This window comes from Sporosarcina sp. PTS2304 (assembly GCF_003351785.1).
GTDB lineage: Bacteria > Bacillota > Bacilli > Bacillales_A > Planococcaceae > Sporosarcina.
Map to the genome: position 1 here is coordinate 926,889 of NZ_CP031230.1, position 17,997 is coordinate 944,885.

The 17,997-nt window shown below is 38.8% G+C and carries 19 protein-coding genes; 14 read left to right on the forward strand and 5 right to left on the reverse strand.

Annotation, left to right across the window (positions count from 1 at the left end):
* Positions 1–19: 19 nt before the first annotated feature.
* From DV702_RS04330 to DV702_RS04340, 3 genes are all read left to right on the forward strand, one after another.
* Positions 20–457 (forward strand): DUF4181 domain-containing protein, encoded by a 438-nt coding sequence (locus tag DV702_RS04330; RefSeq protein ID WP_162805708.1) that lies wholly within the window; start codon positions 20–22, stop codon positions 455–457.
* Positions 458–533: 76 nt separating this feature from the next.
* Positions 534–1,646, forward strand: coding sequence for a N(5)-(carboxyethyl)ornithine synthase (locus DV702_RS04335; protein ID WP_240315680.1), 1,113 nt, complete (start codon positions 534–536; stop codon positions 1,644–1,646).
* A 286-nt stretch (positions 1,647–1,932) separates the two neighbouring features.
* On the forward strand, positions 1,933–2,133 hold the full coding sequence (locus DV702_RS04340; protein ID WP_114923642.1) for a cold-shock protein: 201 nt from the start codon (positions 1,933–1,935) through the stop codon (positions 2,131–2,133).
* Positions 2,134–2,271: 138 nt separating this feature from the next.
* Here the strand turns inward: DV702_RS04340 and DV702_RS04345 are convergent, their stop codons facing one another.
* The 3 genes from DV702_RS04345 to DV702_RS04355 all read right to left on the reverse strand — a co-directional run bounded on the left by DV702_RS04345 (position 2,272) and on the right by DV702_RS04355 (position 4,841).
* Positions 2,272–3,465, reverse strand: a complete 1,194-nt coding sequence (locus tag DV702_RS04345) for an MFS transporter (RefSeq protein WP_114923643.1) — start codon at positions 3,463–3,465, stop codon at positions 2,272–2,274.
* A 98-nt stretch (positions 3,466–3,563) separates the two neighbouring features.
* Positions 3,564–3,797, reverse strand: a complete 234-nt coding sequence (locus tag DV702_RS04350; RefSeq protein WP_114923644.1) for a ferredoxin — start codon at positions 3,795–3,797, stop codon at positions 3,564–3,566.
* A 24-nt stretch (positions 3,798–3,821) separates the two neighbouring features.
* Positions 3,822–4,841 (reverse strand): NAD(P)/FAD-dependent oxidoreductase, encoded by a 1,020-nt coding sequence (locus tag DV702_RS04355; RefSeq protein WP_114923645.1) that lies wholly within the window; start codon positions 4,839–4,841, stop codon positions 3,822–3,824.
* A 631-nt stretch (positions 4,842–5,472) separates the two neighbouring features.
* Between DV702_RS04355 and DV702_RS04360 the strand changes: the two genes are divergently transcribed.
* The 5 genes from DV702_RS04360 (at position 5,473) to DV702_RS04380 (ending at position 10,024) form a co-directional block, all read left to right on the forward strand.
* A complete protein-coding gene (locus tag DV702_RS04360) occupies positions 5,473–6,891 on the forward strand; it encodes an NAD-dependent succinate-semialdehyde dehydrogenase (protein ID WP_114923646.1) in 1,419 nt (472 codons plus the stop codon).
* 42 nt (positions 6,892–6,933) lie between these two features.
* Positions 6,934–7,905, forward strand: coding sequence for an amidohydrolase family protein (locus DV702_RS04365; RefSeq protein WP_114923647.1), 972 nt, complete (start codon positions 6,934–6,936; stop codon positions 7,903–7,905).
* Positions 7,906–7,951: 46 nt separating this feature from the next.
* The gene (locus DV702_RS04370) at positions 7,952–8,296 is read left to right on the forward strand and encodes a DUF3870 domain-containing protein (RefSeq protein WP_114923648.1); all 345 of its coding nucleotides are present in this window, start codon (positions 7,952–7,954) and stop codon (positions 8,294–8,296) included.
* Between the two features lie 328 nt (positions 8,297–8,624).
* On the forward strand, positions 8,625–9,350 hold the full coding sequence (locus DV702_RS04375; RefSeq protein WP_114923649.1) for a DUF1361 domain-containing protein: 726 nt from the start codon (positions 8,625–8,627) through the stop codon (positions 9,348–9,350).
* Positions 9,351–9,613: 263 nt separating this feature from the next.
* The gene (locus DV702_RS04380; protein WP_114923650.1) at positions 9,614–10,024 is read left to right on the forward strand and encodes a hypothetical protein; all 411 of its coding nucleotides are present in this window, start codon (positions 9,614–9,616) and stop codon (positions 10,022–10,024) included.
* Positions 10,025–10,180: 156 nt separating this feature from the next.
* Here the strand turns inward: DV702_RS04380 and DV702_RS04385 are convergent, their stop codons facing one another.
* A complete protein-coding gene (locus tag DV702_RS04385; protein ID WP_114923651.1) occupies positions 10,181–11,137 on the reverse strand; it encodes a polysaccharide deacetylase family protein in 957 nt (318 codons plus the stop codon).
* Positions 11,138–11,407: 270 nt separating this feature from the next.
* Between DV702_RS04385 and DV702_RS04390 the strand changes: the two genes are divergently transcribed.
* From DV702_RS04390 to DV702_RS04405, 4 genes are all read left to right on the forward strand, one after another.
* Positions 11,408–11,917 carry a hypothetical protein gene (locus tag DV702_RS04390; RefSeq protein ID WP_114923652.1) on the forward strand — a complete coding sequence of 170 codons (510 nt, stop codon included), beginning with the start codon at positions 11,408–11,410 and terminating at the stop codon, positions 11,915–11,917.
* 220 nt (positions 11,918–12,137) lie between these two features.
* Complete coding sequence (locus DV702_RS04395; protein ID WP_114923653.1) at positions 12,138–12,731, forward strand: hypothetical protein; 594 nt, start codon at positions 12,138–12,140, stop codon at positions 12,729–12,731.
* Positions 12,732–12,771: 40 nt separating this feature from the next.
* Complete coding sequence (locus tag DV702_RS04400) at positions 12,772–14,229, forward strand: FAD-binding oxidoreductase (protein WP_114923654.1); 1,458 nt, start codon at positions 12,772–12,774, stop codon at positions 14,227–14,229.
* An 11-nt stretch (positions 14,230–14,240) separates the two neighbouring features.
* Entirely contained in the window at positions 14,241–14,765 is a 525-nt protein-coding gene (locus DV702_RS04405) for a hypothetical protein (protein ID WP_114923655.1), read from the forward strand.
* Positions 14,766–14,883: 118 nt separating this feature from the next.
* Here DV702_RS04405 and DV702_RS16760 read toward each other — a convergent pair whose 3' ends face one another.
* On the reverse strand, positions 14,884–15,021 hold the full coding sequence (locus DV702_RS16760) for a hypothetical protein (RefSeq protein WP_162805709.1): 138 nt from the start codon (positions 15,019–15,021) through the stop codon (positions 14,884–14,886).
* A gap of 325 nt (positions 15,022–15,346) precedes the next feature.
* On the opposite strand from DV702_RS16760, the gene DV702_RS04410 reads away from it, so the two are divergent.
* Both DV702_RS04410 and DV702_RS04415 read left to right on the forward strand, forming a co-directional pair.
* Positions 15,347–16,513: a hypothetical protein gene (locus tag DV702_RS04410; RefSeq protein WP_114923656.1), complete on the forward strand. Its 1,167-nt coding sequence runs from the start codon at positions 15,347–15,349 to the stop codon at positions 16,511–16,513.
* Positions 16,514–16,528: 15 nt separating this feature from the next.
* Complete coding sequence (locus tag DV702_RS04415) at positions 16,529–17,770, forward strand: metal-dependent hydrolase family protein (protein WP_114923657.1); 1,242 nt, start codon at positions 16,529–16,531, stop codon at positions 17,768–17,770.
* Positions 17,771–17,997 lie beyond the last annotated feature (227 nt).

Consider the following 17,997-nt stretch of genomic DNA (forward strand, 5'->3'; position numbering starts at 1 on the left):
TTTATAAGGTGGGATGTGGATGGATTACTATGGAATAGAGCCTTATTTTTGGACGAAGCTATTTATAGTAGTGATTGGATTAGTTATTGTCATTACGACATTCGAAATCATCATGAGGAAATTACTTTCACTCAAGCGTATGAAATTTTTCTCAAATGAACAAATACTGAATCCGTTTCATCGAAAGCTAGATTGGATGATTAGAATATTTTTTATTTTCATGATGATTATAGGTGGAATAATTAATGTGTATAGATCACCAGCAGACAGATTCATAGTTTTAGAACCTTATGTAGTACTGTTCTTTCTAACGTACACGACTGAGTCGGTTACAGCGTATATGCAATGGAAGTATGCAGAAGATAAAAACGAAATGGTATTAACACTTTCTCGGTTAGGATTACTTTCGATTCTTTTATTCGTACTCTATCTAACAGATTTCTTTGGATTGTTTTAACCATTCAGTAAAAGCTTATGTGAAAAACGCATAGTACAGAGGTTTAAATGTAGTAGAGTTCACGTGATCGTGCGTAATGAAATTTATAACTCTTCAATTATATGGTATAATGAAAAAAGCTGGATGTAAAATTATTACCTCTATGTATGATACGTTTTGTATACAGCTTTTACAAAGTAGACGAATATATCACTTATTTTATGGGGGTTTTAGTATTTATACGATCGGATTTGTCATTAGTCATAAAAATAATGAAAAAAGAAGAGCGTTACTACCGAAAGATTTGGCTTCGATTAACTGTGTAGACAAACTATATTTTGAAGAAGGATATGGCGAAATTTTAGGTTATTCCGATGAAGAATATAAAGCGCAAGGTGTCCATGTCGTATCTAGAGATCAAGTATTGCAATGCGATGCAATAGTCGATGTGAAATTAGGTGATGCAGACTTTTTCGATAAAATCACACCTGGCAAATTATTAATCGGCTGGGCACATGCTGTTCAAGATATTGCATTTACAGATGCAGTGTTGGCGGGCAATCATACTGTCATGGCTTGGGAAGAAATGTTGGATAATGGAAGGTATATCTTCTATCGTAATCGAGAAATTGCTGGTGAAGCTGCAATCATTCAGTCCTACCAATATTGTGGGAAAATGCCGTATGAAACAAAAGTTGCGATTTTAGGTAATGGCCATACAACAAAAGGGGCACTGAGAATTCTTCATGGATTAGGTGCAGATGTAGATGTGTACGGCAGAAAACTGGAATCACTGTTTAGAAAGAATATGTATAATTATGATGTTCTCGTCAATTGTGTCATGTGGGATACGAGCAGAACCGATAGAATTATTTACAAAGAGGATTTGAAGAAGTTAAAAAAAGGCGCGATGATTGTGGATGTCAGTTGTGATCCGAATTTAGAGATCGAAACATCCCGCCCTTCGACAATTGATGATCCTGTTTATACAGTAGATGGGATTATTCATTACACCGTAGACAATACTCCTGCGATGTTCCCGCATACAGTGACTAAGATGCTGAGTGAAGTGTTTTCGGAAATGATTGACATGCTTTCTGAAGGCAATTGGACTACTATGGTACGTGAAGCGGTAGTTATTGAAAAAGGTCATATTTTAGATAAGAATATTATAGAGTTCAGAAAAGCAAGAGGTTTAGTAGTAAAATAATTTTTTATGAAAGACTAAGTAACAGTATAAAAAACTTAATTTCTATAGTATGTGTCAAACATTAATTGTAAAAATTTCTATAATTGTATGGTAAGGTAAATTTTTAAAATTAATTTACATTAACGGAAATGAAAACGCTTGCTTTTATATGCTGTTTATATTATAGTTAAATTAGATTATTGTTTTTGTTTAGTATCAAATGTAGATGGATTTGGTTTATCGTCTAAAGTATTTGAGCAAGAATGGTAACAGAACGTGTGAAGAGTCACACTAGGAGGCAAACATAATGGAACAAGGTACAGTTAAGTGGTTTAACGCAGAAAAAGGTTTTGGATTCATCGAACGTGGAGAGGGAGAAGACGTATTCGTACATTTCTCTGCAATCCAAAGCGAAGGTTTTAAATCTTTAGACGAAGGTCAAAGCGTAACATTTGATATCGAGCAAGGACAACGTGGCCTACAAGCTACAAACGTTCAAAAAGCTTAATACAGTAAAAAAGACCCTTTATAGGGTCTTTTTTATTGTGCATTTTCTATTTGAATGAGGTTGAATTCTTTGGAATCCACAGAATATCATGATGATGTACGTTTGCTATTTTACTGTACATTACGCTAAAATGTCGTTTTAATTATTTGTTGGGAGTGGAATTAATTGACGATCACGTTTTCCGTGTAGCAAAAAATAAAGAACAATCGAGATGAGAATCATAATGAAAGCTACTAAGTAAATTCCACGAAAGCCGATATGTGGGATTAATAGACCATACGTAAACGGCCCCAATCCAAGACCTAAATCGAAAAGCATAAAGTATGTCGAAGTAGCCAGTCCGAGCCGTTGCTTAGGCGTTACTTTTATCGCAATCGCTTGAGCGATAGAATTAAAACTACCATAGCCGAAACCGATAAGTATAGCGGCTAAAATGATCATATATCCATGATGCGCTTGGCTATATATAAGCATACCTGATGCAAATAGAGCCAAACAAGGATAAATTACTAAATTTGCACCTCGTTGATCCATTAAACGACCAGTGATCGGACGGAACACTAATACTACGCACGCATAAATTAAAAAGAAAAAACTCCCAGCCTTCACTAAACCAATCTCTTCCGTGTAAAAAGAGATGAAAGCCATAATTGAAGAGTAAACAAAACCAAGTACCATAGCAACTATAGCAATAGGTAATGCGCGGAATTCAATAAATTGCGAGATGGAAAATCCCTTTTTTTCTTGAGGTGCAGTCTCTATTGTGGGTACTTTGACTAAAAAATAAAGACCTAATATAATAATCGCCATGATAAAGTTTAAGAGAAAGATTAAAGAAAAATTTGCTGTTTGTGTAACGATAAAAATACCTAAAAAAGGCCCGATCGCTGTAGATAATATAGTACTTAAACTATAATAGCCAATTCCTTCACCACGGCGTGAGGGAGGAATGATCTGCGCAATAATTGTGCCGGTTGCTGTACTTGCTATCCCAAATGAGCATCCATGAAGTAGACGGTTGAGAAAAAATAGTGTGATGTCGCTAATGAAAATATATAATCCAGTTGTCAGCAAAAATCCAATTAAACCAGCTAACAAAACTTTCTGGCTACCTACTTTATGGATAAGACGACCAGCGCCTAAACGTGCGAATAATGAACCAATAACAAACGTTCCAGATAAAAGACCCGCTATGCTTGTAGACGTTTGAAAGTTCTCAACGGAGAATACAGCGATGGTTGAGACAAGTAGGAAAAAGATCAATGCAAGTATAAAATTGATAACAAAAAGAACGATGAAATTTTTGGTCCAAATTTTGTTTGAATGATTCATTAGATCTCACTCTTTTCTTTAATTAAGGAGAATATATTTGTTTTGAAAAAGCATCTACATAGTAGAGGAAATGCCTTCAACCTGTAGATGCGTGAGTGTTATGCAGTTAGAAATGGACAGTCTTGAATGAGAATAGACTCACTAGGACACCCTTCATATGCTTCCTCAAGATCTTGTTCCAACTCTTTAGGAATGGCAATTTGTCCATTATTGTCCCCGAATTTCACAAATGAAATTCCATCTTCATGGTAACCGAAAATTTCTTCAGCTACTGAGTTACACGCACCGCATGCGATGCAGTTTTCTTGATCTACGACAGAATATTTACTCATAGAAACGCTCCTTTAGCATCGAGATTATACGGTTGCTTTTTCATTTTCTTTGTTTTCCATTACACTAGTGCTGTGTAACGCTTGAAGTTTAGCAGATGGATCGATATGTGTTTTGGCATTAGAAACAGCTATTGGTGCTTCTCCAAAACCAGTTGCGATCAGCTTCACTTTACCGTCATACGTACAAATATCACCTGCTGCATAAATCCCTTCAATAGTAGTCTCCATTTTGGAGTTGACGAGTATACTATTCTTTTCCAACTCTAATCCCCAAGTTTTGATTGGTCCTAAAGAGGAAGAGAAACCGTAGTTTACAATTACGTCATCTACATCAAACTGAATATCTTCTTCGCCTTTTGTATGTTCAATTATGACCTCTTCAATACGTTCGCTACCGATGAAGTCTTTCGGGTTAAATGGTGTCAGTACCTCAACTTTAGAGTTCATCATTTGAGTGACGGTCGACTCATGCGCGCGAAACTTGTCTCTGCGGTGAACAATTGTTACTTTCTCGGCGATCGGCTCGAGCATCATAGCCCAGTCAACTGCGGAGTCTCCACCACCGAATAAGCAAACTTTTTTATTTGCAAACTTTTGCATGTCATCTACAAAGTATGAAAGGTTTTTACCTTCGAATAGTTCAGCTTTTTCATGAGGAAGACGCTTATAATCGAAAGCACCATTTCCAGCTGTAATAATAATAGTTTTAGTCATATACGAATCACTTTCTGTGTGTACAAGGAATTCACCATTAGGCTGCTTTTCTACAACTTGCACAGTCTGTCCCAGATTAATTGTTTGTTCAAACATCGCCATTTGTTCTACTAGATTGTTGACAAGATCTATTGCTTTGATTTTAGGGAACCCTGCAATATCATAAATATATTTTTCAGGATATAGTGCCGCGAGTTGGCCACCTAATTGTGGAAGACTTTCAATGATGTTGACGGAAAGCTCTCTCATACCTGCGTAGAAGGCGGTGAACAACCCAACCGGTCCGCCGCCAATAACTGTAATATCATATACTTTTTTCTCTTCAACCATGTACATTTCATCCTTTCGAAAACTAGTGTTTTTTATGCTTCTACGCTACTATTTAATTCCTCTAGACCGTTAGACACCATACTGTAGATTGGTTTGAATTGAGGTGCCAATAAATCACAAAGTTTTGTATGCTATGATGGAACCATTTTTAACATACTACGCAATGGAGTAGGGGCATGGAATTGCCGAACATTAGAGAAGTCTTTTGAGTATAAGGACATCCGGTCATATGTTGTTCCTCCTTGAAAATAAGTTAGTTTGTTTGACTAACTATAAGTTACAACAAGAAAGTCTCAGAAGTCAATAACTATTTTTCAGAAAGTTAAAACAGAAAAGCGCTTACATTTTCATTCCATGGAGTGAAACAAAAATGATTGACAAGTCTGAAAACATTGTTTAAGCTTGTAGATATTCGATGCGAAAAACTCGAATCTAAAAAAGTACAGATGATCGAATACGGTTTTATTGTGTTAAGGAGACAACCTCTTCTTAAATCAACGATGCAACCAAGTGTTTGATAAGCAGATCTCGAACGATTTTGTCGAGGTTTACTTATGAATGCTTGGTTTTTTGCATTTAACAGAGTAAGCAACTAGAACAATACTAAAACTAAAAAGGCGGTTGGATGAATATGTATATTAATAACAAATGGATTGATACGAAAGATACGTTAGAAATCTTAAACCCAGCAACTGGAGAAGTAGTAGATTCAGTTGGTTTAGTTGGAGCAGAAGAAACCCAGCAAGCGATCGATGCTGCTAAAGCTGCATTCCCTGTATGGTCAGGTTTAACGGCTGAAGACCGAAGCACCTATTTGTTGAAAATTGTCGACAAGCTGGAAGAGAAAAAAGAACATCTTGCACAAGTCATTACGAAAGAGATGGGGAAATCTATCCATAACGCACGCTACGAAGTGGGAAGCACGATTTCGTTTTATAAATGGTATGCAGAAGAAGCTCGTCGAATCTATGGTGATGTTATGCCGATTGTAGGCGCAAACAAAAGAGGACATGTGATTAAGCAACCTGTAGGAGTTGTGGCAGCGATTACACCTTGGAACTTCCCACTATCAATGGGCGCTAGAAAATTAGCGCCAGCATTGGCAGTAGGCTGTACAGTTGTATTGAAACCATCTTCTGAAGCACCATTATCTTCTTTGGAGTTATTTAAAATATTTGATGAAGTTGGTTTGCCAGAAGGTGTCGTCAACCTAGTGATCGGATCATCGGGTCCAATCGCTAAAACAATGATGGATAGTAAGGATGTCAAGAAAATCTCATTTACCGGTTCTACAGAAGTTGGGAAAAAATTGATTCGCCAATCAGCAGATACAGTGAAACGTGTATCTATGGAGCTTGGTGGTCACGCGCCGTATATCGTTTTTGAAGATGCAGACTTGGATCTTGCTGTGAAAGGGGTCATTGGCAGTAAGTTCGCTTCATCCGGACAGCAATGTGTGTGTACGAATCGCGTGTATATCCAAGATGCGATTTATGAGGAGTTCGCTGAAAAGTTGCAAGCAGCAGTGGAAAGCATGAAAGTAGGAAATGGTCTAGATGAATCTAACCAAATGGGTTCATTGATTAATGATAAAGCAATTGCAAGTGTGCATGATCAAGTAACGGATGCTCTAGGAAAAGGAGCAAAATTACTATGCGGTGGCGATCGATTATCAGGCGAAGGCTATGAGAATGGTAGTTTCTACGCACCGACAATTCTTAGTAATGTAACGGAAGATATGAAAATTACACACGAAGAAACTTTTGGTCCAGTTGCACCACTAATTCGCTTTACCACAGAAGAAGAAGCGATTGAAAAGGCTAATAATACAGAGTACGGATTGGCTTCATACTTCTATACAAAAGATCTTGGTCGTATGTACCGTGTATCTGAGAAATTGGAATATGGAATGGTTGGGGTCAATGATCCAGCGCCATTCGCAATTCAAGCACCATTTGGCGGTGTAAAAGAAAGTGGACTAGGTCGCGAAAGTGGAAAGTATGGAGTAGAAGATTATTTAGACACAAAATCTATTTCCGTCATGTTTTAATTGACACGACAAAGCGGCTTTGATTAGAGAGGAGGATGCGATATGGTGGATGCCCATGCCCATTTCATTCCACAAGAAGTGATGCGGTGGTTGAGAGACAATAAACGGGCTATTAATGCTAAATGGGAAGACCGTGGCGGAAAAGAACACCTCATTATTAATGGGAAATGGCCGTTTTCTTTAAACGAGCCTTTCGTAAACAAAGAACTTTTTGAAGCACAACAAGATCAAGCGAATATTAGTCATTCGCTTGTATCTCCTCTGCCTCAATTATTCTTATATGACTTTCCTAGTGAGATAACGCTCGAACTATCGACGGTCTACAATAACAGTTTAATTGATCAAGTAAAAAATAATAGTGAACGTTATTCAGCATTAGCAACAATACCTTTGAATGATCCGGAAAAAGCGGCAATGGAGTTAACTCGTGCAATGAAATTAGGTATGAAGGGTGCGATTATTGGCGTAGGGTCTTTCAGCGTGCAATTGACAGATGAACGTTGTCGACCTTTATGGGAAGTAGCTGACCGTCTAGGTGCAATTCTATTTATCCATCCACTTTTAAATGGTGATGATCGCATGAATAAACGTAAAATGTCGACGTTAAGCGGTGTCCTATGGGAAACAACGATTTGTGCTACAGATTTAATACTGAGTGGGTTACTAGATCATTATAAAAACGTCAAGCTATTACTAGCGCATGGCGGTGGTTACTTCCCGTACCAAATAGGCCGCTTGAATAGAGGATATGATGTATGGAATGATGTTTCGTCTCCATTAGAAGTTCGGCCAAGTGACTATAGTAGAAGGTTTTGGTATGATTCTGTGCTATGGAATGACGATGCGCTTGACTATTTAGTGAAGTTCGCAGGGGCAGACCGTATAGTTCCGGGATCAGATTTTCCTTTCGAATTAAGTGATTGGCCGCCGCGGCATCAAAATTTTACAGGTTGGGAAACGTTACTAGAGATGAAGAACGATATTTCCGAATATTCATTATTGAATAAAAGATGAATAGGTGTTAATATTATTTACACCATATGTAGAGGGGGCGTAGAAGTTGGTAGAGTTAGAAACTGTCCTCGTAACCGGATATTCCAAAGCACCACAAGGAACAGTTATGTATGAAGTGTACAAATATACAGGTGTCGTTCTAGAAATCAATAAACATACTCACGTAATCGAAAATGTAGAAATTTCATTTATAGCTGAAATAGGGAAAAACTTTATCGAAAAGTTAATGATTGGCTACTGTCTCGAAAATGGTTTAGAGCCATTAATCAAACGTATTAAGAGTCATTACATTGCGCCTTCCCAACAATCCGTGATTGTCGCACTACAATCAGCAGTGCAACGGTATTGGGATTACTTTAAAATTGAAGAAGATACGGTTACATTACCATAAGAAGACAACCTTTTCTTATACTAACAATAGAACTCAGTATTTGATGAAACCAACGTGAAGCTATATTCACGTTCGCGAACATCTAATGCTGGGTTTTTCAACTATACAATAAAAGACGTTGGTGAATGATCACTCACTTCTCAAATTACTAGAGAAGAGGATGGAATTTCGCTACCGTCTTTTTCACTTTGTGCTTTTATATCAAAATAGTTTGTTTATTGTGTCATTGAGAATGGGTAGTTTTGAAATCTCTATGGTAGAATATAGTATAGTAAGATAGCAGCATGAAGTGATCTGTCGCTTTTCATGTGCAAATGATGTGGTTCGAATGAGTAAAATAGTGACTGCTAAACAGACGGAGGATTACATGGAGAGGTTTTTGGATACGTATAAAGGGCTGGTAGGAATTTTGTTTGTTTATGGATGTATTTGTTTAGTCATGCTTTGGCAACATCCTAACTTTCTTTATTTTATGTTGCCGTGGAATCTACTGCTTGCTATATTGCCTTTATTTTTCATTGGGAAAGCTGAGGTCGCGATGGAGCAGAGAAGAAAGGTTTGGTTAATCTTTTGGTTGGGGGCTTGGTTGTTTTTCTTTCCGAATTCAGTCTATATGGTGACGGATTTCATTCATATTTCGGGTGATACGTTTTTGTGGGCGCAAGAAGTTGAAAGATATTCAACAGATTCGAGGGTGATTTACAGTCATGAACTAATGGTTTGGGCCAAGTTGCTGATCATCGGTTTCGGTTTCTTTTCCTCTATTATCATAGGTCTTGAATCATTATATACATTTGAACGGATGATGAGGAAAAGGTTTGCCGCGAGCGTTTGTTATGGGATGATGTTCGTTGTGGTATGTTTGACAGGAATAGGTGTATATATAGGCAGATTTTTACGTTTCAATAGTTGGGATATTCTTTTTGATCCACTAGACTTACTTAGACAAGTCGTAGCATTAGATGGATTTGCGATTCAGTTTAGCGTAATTTTTGCAGTGTTTGTTTTTGGCTGTTATATGCTGTATAGAATGATCCGGTCATGGTCTAAATAATGTATTTGCTCATTGGATAGTAGAATATAGTAATGACATTGATTGGACGAAGTGAGGTTGACGTGTCTTGCGGCTTGTGCTTATAGACGATACGGTTCTGCAAGGAGAATCCTAAAATATACACTATCTCTACACCTACTCATCAAAAGCACCTCGTTTCAAAAGCAAATTACTTTCTTTAGATAATCGACAGGCTTCAGTTTTTAGTTTCGTAATGTACGCTATAGTGCTAGTGATTGTACTGATGAAGGGGGTGATGACCGATGAAAAGATTCCTTGTACTAGTCGTATTATTCGCAGCCATAGTAGGAGGCTGTTCTCCCAAAGAAGTGACTGTTAAAGAAATAAAGGTAGAAAAAGGGCCTAGCAACGTAAAGAATTATGTAGAAAATTCCACAACATTTAAAGAAGGTACTGGTATTCATGTAATACAAGGTTCGGACGACAAGCGTTATGTGTATATCGATCAAAACTTTTTGGATGATGGTAAAGGGTTTGGGGAAATGAAAATTATTACAGATGACGATTCATGGAATATCCATTTAACTGAAGATGAAAAGAACGATCCTACTGAAACGTATAAGCTGTACAAAATTCAATTGGACAAAGAGTATGAATATATGAGGGTTTTCAAAAATGGTGAAGAAACTCATTTTCAATCCGTTGGTAGCTAAGGATGACATACGTATTTAAGTGAAAATTAAGCATTTATTATAGAGGAAAACCGCCAAAAATACCGTACTGTCTCTGCAAGCATCGTAAGCACAGGTCGGCTATTTTTGGTGGTGTACCTAGCTGTTTTATAATGTACAAACGGCTTACATCATGCTTTACTCATATGGATCTGCTCTTTTTTCACTCATTAAGTCGCTAACTGTGCCTAGTCGAAGCTTTTTCTTTTGAATTCCTTGTATAATAGCTGGCAATCCTTCTTCAGCAGCTGGTGTTGGGTGCATAAGTACCATCGATCCTTTATCTATTTCAGATAGGACGCGATGGACCATTTGAGTCGGGTCTGGCTTTTTCCAATCAACGGTGTCAACTGTCCATAAAATAGTTTTCATCCCAAGTTCATGTGCAACATCAATGGTTTGCTGATTAAAACTCCCGCTTGGCGGTGCGAACCATTTCGGTTTTATATCAATTGCCTCTTTGATTACATCATTTGTTTTCGTTAACTCATTCCGTGTCTCTTCTATGGAGCTTTTGTTGAGATCGGGATGACTATACGCATGATTTCCAATTTCATGTCCTTCTGCATAAATGGTTTTTACCATCTCCGGGTGTTTCTTACCCCAACTACCGTCAAAGAAAAAAGTAGCCTTAACTTCAAATTTCCTCAACGTTTCCAACATATTTGGCAAATGTTCTTCTCCCCACGCTACATTAATCAATAAAGCGACCATTGGTTTTTCAGGATTTCCTTTATAAATAGGTGTTGGAGGGAGATCATCCAAATGAACGTCTGGAGAAACCTCTTTGAAAACTACGTGATCCGTATCAAAGTTATTTCCATCCAACATCATTTGATAGGTTTTAACTATATCGACAGTTAATCCATTGTATCCGGGTATTGCTTTCCATACACGATCAATTGTTGCATTTATCGGTTCAACATCATGCTCTTTTGCATAAGATTGAAACTTTTCGATATAATGATCCGCTTCGCTTTTCGTCAGTGAAGCCCCTGTTGTGATCATCTGTTGTGAAGACTCTTTTCCGTTATCTAAAACGAGTAAAGTCGCGCAAACGAGTAATGCGAATGACGTCAATATCATCTGTTTCATAGTATCCTCCTTGATCAAGTCGCAGTTTATTACTCTTGTTATGCCCTGGCTGCATTGATTCATACCTCTTCATTTTTCTGAACTACAAAGGGGCGACGAGTGGCATGAAGTTTGTAATATTTTTTATCACTTGTCAAGAGCAATTCCTTTCTTTAGATAAGTAACAGACTGGATCTTTTATAGTAAATAGATTTAAGAAGATTTTAGTTTGTGTTCATCTGTAAATAACTATACAATTTACTAAATGAAAGTGTAAGGTGTTGAATAGTTATGATGATTTTGTTGAAAATTTCGTTTCTTATTTTCGTTGTGGTAGTTTGTAGTGCCACTATACTTATCAATCGATCGATGGATTTTCTGACACGCTATGTACTGTTTATTCTCATTCTATCTTTCTATTTTGTCTGGGTTTTTCAAATAACATCTGTACTTTGGCTGATACTCGTCTGCGCCATCGGTTTAATCGTCAATTCGAGTGTGTCACGTATTAAAAAGATGTTGCTGTTACTATGGGTCGTCTTATTTGTTTGCTTCTATCGTGTGCCGATGCTCCCGAGTGATTTTACTAATTATGTAGGCGACGAATACGATTTGCACTGTCAAAGTGTTGAATGCGTACAGATTACGCAACATGAGTCTGGTCATTTGCAGACGACTATAGAAGATATAACGTTTGAACAATTTAATTCTTATTTCTTTTGGGCTGTAGGAGAAATACGGACAGAACAACAGTCGATCAAAGCATGGAATATTGCAGGTTTTTGGTTTCCGGTAGAATAAGTTGTAAAATTGTGTAACGATTTTATTGAAGAGGAGTGAACTGTTCACATGACGAAAAGGAAATTATACTGGATATTGCTCATTCCTAGCATTCTACTATGCATCACTATGCTTGTTGTATTGCCGGATGGGAAAAAGAATTACGTAGTATTTTTAGGTCCGCTATTTTGGATTGTTTATTATAGTGTAGAAAAGCGAATGAATATAAAGGAGTAGTTTTATGAGCAGGACACGAAAAAGGAAGACGTGGATGGTAAGTTTGGCTATAGTCATTGTCATCGCTGTCGCATATATGTCTTGGAATTATCCATTTTCGCTTGTTAGTATGCAGCGAAGCTTTACGTATCACCCTAGTCTAGGAACTCATAATGGCGAAACGTATGAAGAAGAGGTCAATGCATTTAAAGATACATATGAGAACGACATAAAAAAGTTCGAGGAAAGTGGTGAGTTTCATCCCACGGTCAACCGGACGCAATTTATTCTTCCGGTTTTTGAACAACATTGGCTGATCGGGACGGATTCCAAAACGATTGATCGAGATGCACTGTATAGAATGTTGCATGATGTGCAGCAGGCAAGAAATACTTTATTGCAACTCGTCACGGAAGGAGATTATTCCAAGGAAGAAAGAGTCTATCTCGTGGATTGTATACATCATTTTCTGAGACTGGAAGAGAGTATTAAAATCATAGGAGATGGAACTTATTTTTCTAGGCATGAGCTGCAAAGGATGATTAGGAATATACACGGAGACTTCTGGTCTACTTTCACTCATTATACAACTGTTTTTTATGACGTATCCCTTAAATGAACGTGTGAAGTCAGCATAGTGTTATAGTGGGAGGCTGTGTATGGAACGTGTAAAAAAACCATGGTTCCTAGGAAGTATAGTTGTAGTGTTTATAGCTGTAGTTCTATGGAATATTCCGATCGAGAAGAGAAAATATGGATTAGCGCAAGGTAGTTTAGTTACAGATTATACGGGGCTGCTTCCTGAACGCGTGGAACGGGTCGTAGTGGCGGATAATAGAGTGGATTTGCAACGAGTGGTCAGAGAGGCAAATGTGAATGGGCAGCGTATCTCAGTGGCAGGCTTGCAACATTCGCAAGGAGGTCATACGTATTATCAGGACGGAATCGTACTTGATATGCGGACATTCAATCGAATACTAGACATCGATCAACAGAACAAGACGATTCAAGTAGAGGCAGGGGCTACTTGGGAAGATGTTCAAGAAGCCGTGCTACCGTATGGACTTGCTGTAAAAGTGACCCAATCACAATCGATCTTCACAATCGGCGGTTCCCTTTCCGTCAATGCGCATGGGCGGGATATTCGGTTCGGGACAATGGCGGAAACAGTGAAAGAAATGACGCTATTAACCCCAACCGGAGAAATTACACACGTGACCCGAGAAGATCCAGAAGAATGGATGAAGTATGTTCTCGGTGGGTACGGTTTGTTCGGCGTGATTTTGGATGTAACGATCGAATTAACCGAAAATGATTTGTATAGTATTCAGACAGAGAAATTACACACTACAGAATATTCTACCTATGTGACACAATTGGTCGATCGGCAACAAACAGCGATGCACTATGCGAGAGTAAGTGTAGCGCCAAGTAGCTTTTTAGATGAAATGTACGTAATTAATTACGATTATATAGACAAACAGCCGTCAACGAACTTCTTAAAGAAAGAGCAAGGAGTGCGGTTGTCTAAAATCGCTCTTGATTTGGGCCGGCAAGGGGGAGTGTTGGAAGATTTATTTTGGGCGATGCAAAAAAGATATATCGCATCTATTCATGGCAAGGAAATTACACGAAATAATGCAATGCGTTCGGAATCGACATTTATGGAATATGTGAAACTTGGCCGGGTGGAAGTACTGCAAGAGTTTTTTGTTCCTGTTCAGACGTATGCAGACTATATAGAAGAATTAAAGCGGATTATTCCTGCTGATGATAAACGTGATGATTTTAAAATTCATAATATTACGATTCGCTATGCGGCAAAAGATGATTTTACGGCGTTAAACTATGCTAAAGAAGATATGCTCGGTTTAGTTGTGTTAATGCAACATGGAGTACAGGATGAAGAAATTACGAATGCTACTTCCATCATTCAACAATGGACTGATCTCACACTGACGCATGGTGGGACGTATTACTTACCCTATTATCGCTATCAAACGAAAGAGCAATTTAGGCGTTCGTATCCAGCGTGGGATCAAGTGGCAGATGAAAAGAAGCGAAGAGATCCAGTAGCTGTGTTTCAAAATATGTTCTATGAGCACTACATAAAATGAGGGAGCCTATCATGTATTCTTCTTATTCGCGTTTTGTACCGTTAGTGGTCACGGTAGGACAGGTCGTCATTTTTCCTTATTACATTATTTGGCTGAAACAAGTATCGCTGACATTTACTTTATTTGCTTGGTTCTTTGCTGCGTTTTCATTCGCGGCTGCTTTTGGATATCAGCTGTTTCAATCGAAAAAAGATCAGAAATCATCGTCTATCGTTTTCATTTATGCTGGCATGGGAATCGTCTATCTTTTCAGTAGTCGTATTCACCATACTTCAGACAATCTTCCGTATATTGTGCTTTTGCTACAAGTCTGTCTAGGATTATTGCAAGGATATTTCCGCGCGTGGCATACAATGCAAGAAGGTTATCATGTACATGCAGTCCATCATTATTTGATCGTCGGTTTTGCAATGATTGGCTTTAGTTTTGTGAAGGTCATCTCCCCTTCAGTCTTTATCGCGTTATTCGGAATTATATTGTGCGTGTGTGGGTGTATAGAATGGTTCGTAAAAAGAAAATATCATACGGTTGTCTAGGGGCTGTCCAATAAGTCCCTAAAATAAATCAGGCAGAGAAAAACGAATCGTTTTTCTCTGCCTGATTTTGGTTTGTAGTCGTTCACAGTTGAAAGTAGCCGGCGGATGCCCGCTACTTTCAACTGTGAACCAGTGCGACGATTCCGAACTCCGTATGAACCTTTTCATTGCCACGGAACGATGCCGTATGTTCTTCTATAGAAAAAGTGAGTTGTTCTGTGGTGTACTGTTCGTAAGTAATCTTTGGATCGCGCATAAAAAATCGTCCTTTCGTAGAGTGGGTTTGGTAACTTTATTCTACTAGAAAGGGCGATTTTTTGTACCTATTTGAAGCAAGACATCGAGTGGGACGGAAAGGAACGGCGAAGAGAAGATTCTTCTATTCGTTTCATGGGAAAAAGGCCTGTCACAGAAACTCAGTTCTTACTGACTTTCTGGACAGCCCCTTTTGTCATGTTACGGATTATTTTCTTAAGGTGAAGAAAAAATTATTTTATTTACTGAATACTGTTTACAATCAGATAAAATAAGTGATATATTGTATATTGTATTTAGTATTCATTTTAGGGAGGAATTCACCTATGTTATCAAATCCACTCATTGCGACCACATGTATTTTCGCATTAATCGCTATAGGGGAATGGCTGTCCATTATTTCGAAGGCTAGAGTTCCTATGTTGCTTACTGCGATGGTTGGATTCCTAATTCTTGGATGGACAGGTGTTTTTCCAAAAGACATTTTAGAAAGTGCGCAATTTCCAGCATTAGGAGCCATACTGATCGGACCAGCTATTTTGCATATGGGAACGATGATTCCTTTTGCGTTACTGAAAAGTCAAATTAAAGCCGTTCTAATTTCTTTAGGAGGCGTTCTTTTCTCGGGCCTGTTAATTTTGCTCATTGTCCCTTTAGTATTCGATTATCCAACCGCTGTAGCAGGTATTGGACCCATCAGCGGAGGAATTATTGCATTACTTATTACGACCGACAAATTAACGGAAATCGGATTATCCAGTCTTGTGTTAATTCCGGCACTTATCGTAGCGTTCCAAGGAGTGATGGGGATGCCATTGGCTATGTCGTTCATGCGTAAATATGCTATGAAGATACAGAAACAAATGGATGCAGGGACATTTATCCCTATGAATGAGGGAATAGAAGAAGCAACGACTGAGCATTCGAAGAAAATTGGTCCGATTCGATCAAGCGCCACGTTACAGCTATTTTTTGTCTTCGTAGGAGCTGCCATCGGTGTCGGATTAGGCACTGTGACACCCATTCACTACTCTCTTTGGTGTTTAGTTATCGGGATCATCGGCTTGAAATTAGGTCTATTTCCCGCGCGCGCATTAGAAAAATCAAATTCTTTTACTATTACGATGATCGGAATTGTATTTGTCGTCATAGGCACCATGTCGGGTGTTACGCCTTCACAAGCCATTAGTCATTTGCCAAGTATTTTATTGATATTGGTGCTTGGGACAGCCGGTATTACAATTGGTGGGTTTCTCACATCGAAACTTGTGAAATGGGATCCGTATAAAGGAATGCCAGTAGCGCTGACTGCTTTGTTTGGCTTCCCAGGAGACTACATTCTTTGTGATGAAGTAAGTCGCAGTATCGGACGAGATGAGAAGGAAGCGAAAATAATTATGGATGAGTTATTGGCTCCAATGTTGATCGGTGGATTTACGACGGTGACAATTGCATCCGTGTTCATCGCAGGTATATTAGTTCAAACGTTATAATTTGGAGGGAAAGTCATGAAAAAATATGTATTCAAAAATGGTGTAGTAATCGACGGAACGGGTGGAGAGTGCAAGCACAATCAAGTAGTCGTGACGAATGGCAACACGATCGAATTTATTGGAAACGAATCGGACTATCAGGCTTCTGGTGACGAGCAACTGATTGACGCGCAAGGCGGAACGATTGTGCCAGGTTTTATCGATACACATGTCCATATGATGATGGAGTTCAGTCCGATTGCGGAGCGTCTCGCTACACCGTTTTCATTCATGTACTACAAAGCTGCTGAGTATTTACAAACAACGTTGCATGCAGGGGTTACGTCCGTTCGTGATGCGCTAGGTACAGATGCTGGAGTGAAGAAAGCGGTAGAAGACGGGTTAATCGTAGGTCCTCGTATGCAATTGAGCATTAACGCGTTAACGATTACGGGAGGACACGGTGACGGTTATACGGTGTCTGGAACGGTGACGGATATTCTTCCGTCGAATTATCCTGGCATGCCTCATGGAGTGTGCGATGGTGTGGACGAAGTACGTAAGAAAACAAGGGGAATGTTGCGTGCTGGGGCTGAAGTGATTAAAGTACACGCAACAGGTGGTGTATTAAGTGCTACAGATCATCCAGAGTTCACGCAATTTTCATTGGAAGAATTGAAAGTGATGGTGGAAGAGGGGCGCTTTAGAAAAGGCGTGAAAGTGATGGCGCACGCACAAGGAGCAGAAGGTATTAAAAATGCTGTACGCGCAGGAGTTCACTCGATTGAACATGGAATTTTCATTGATGACGAAGCGATTGAGCTGATGCTTGAAAATGGAACGTTTCTCGTACCGACGTTGTTAGCGCCAGTGGCAGTTCTGGAAACCGCGGCTGAAACAGGGATGCCAGACACAGCTGTTCAAAAGTCGAAAGAAGTAATTGAAGAACATATTGCGAGCTTCAAAAAAGCGCATAAAGCTGGAGTGAAAATTGCGATGGGCACAGATGCTGGCGTCTTCAAACATGGCACAAACCTTCGTGAACTCGGGTTGATGGTGGATGCGGGCATGTCTCCGATGGAATCGATCGTCGCTTCTACGAAAACAGCAGCGGAATGTTTAGGCTGGGAAGATCAAGTAGGTACGTTAGAAGTTGGGAAGCTTGCCGATATCGTAGTCGTTAAAGGGAATCTACTCGAGGATATTTATTCATTGGCGAATGATGAGTCGATCCAAGTCGTGATGAAAGACGGGAATATTGAGAAGGATATTCGGTAACTAGAAAACTATAAATGCAAAAATCCACCAATAGTTCGGTGGATTTTTTTGTTGGGTAATTTGCATGATAATCTTTCTAGAATTATAATAGAAAACAGTATCGAACTCATCTTTTTGGTAAAATGAAATGATGATCATTGCCCAGGAAATATGAAAAAATAGTAAAAGTATAGATTACAAATTGAGGGATAGAATGGTGTGTAGATCAGTGACTACTATACTTCGAA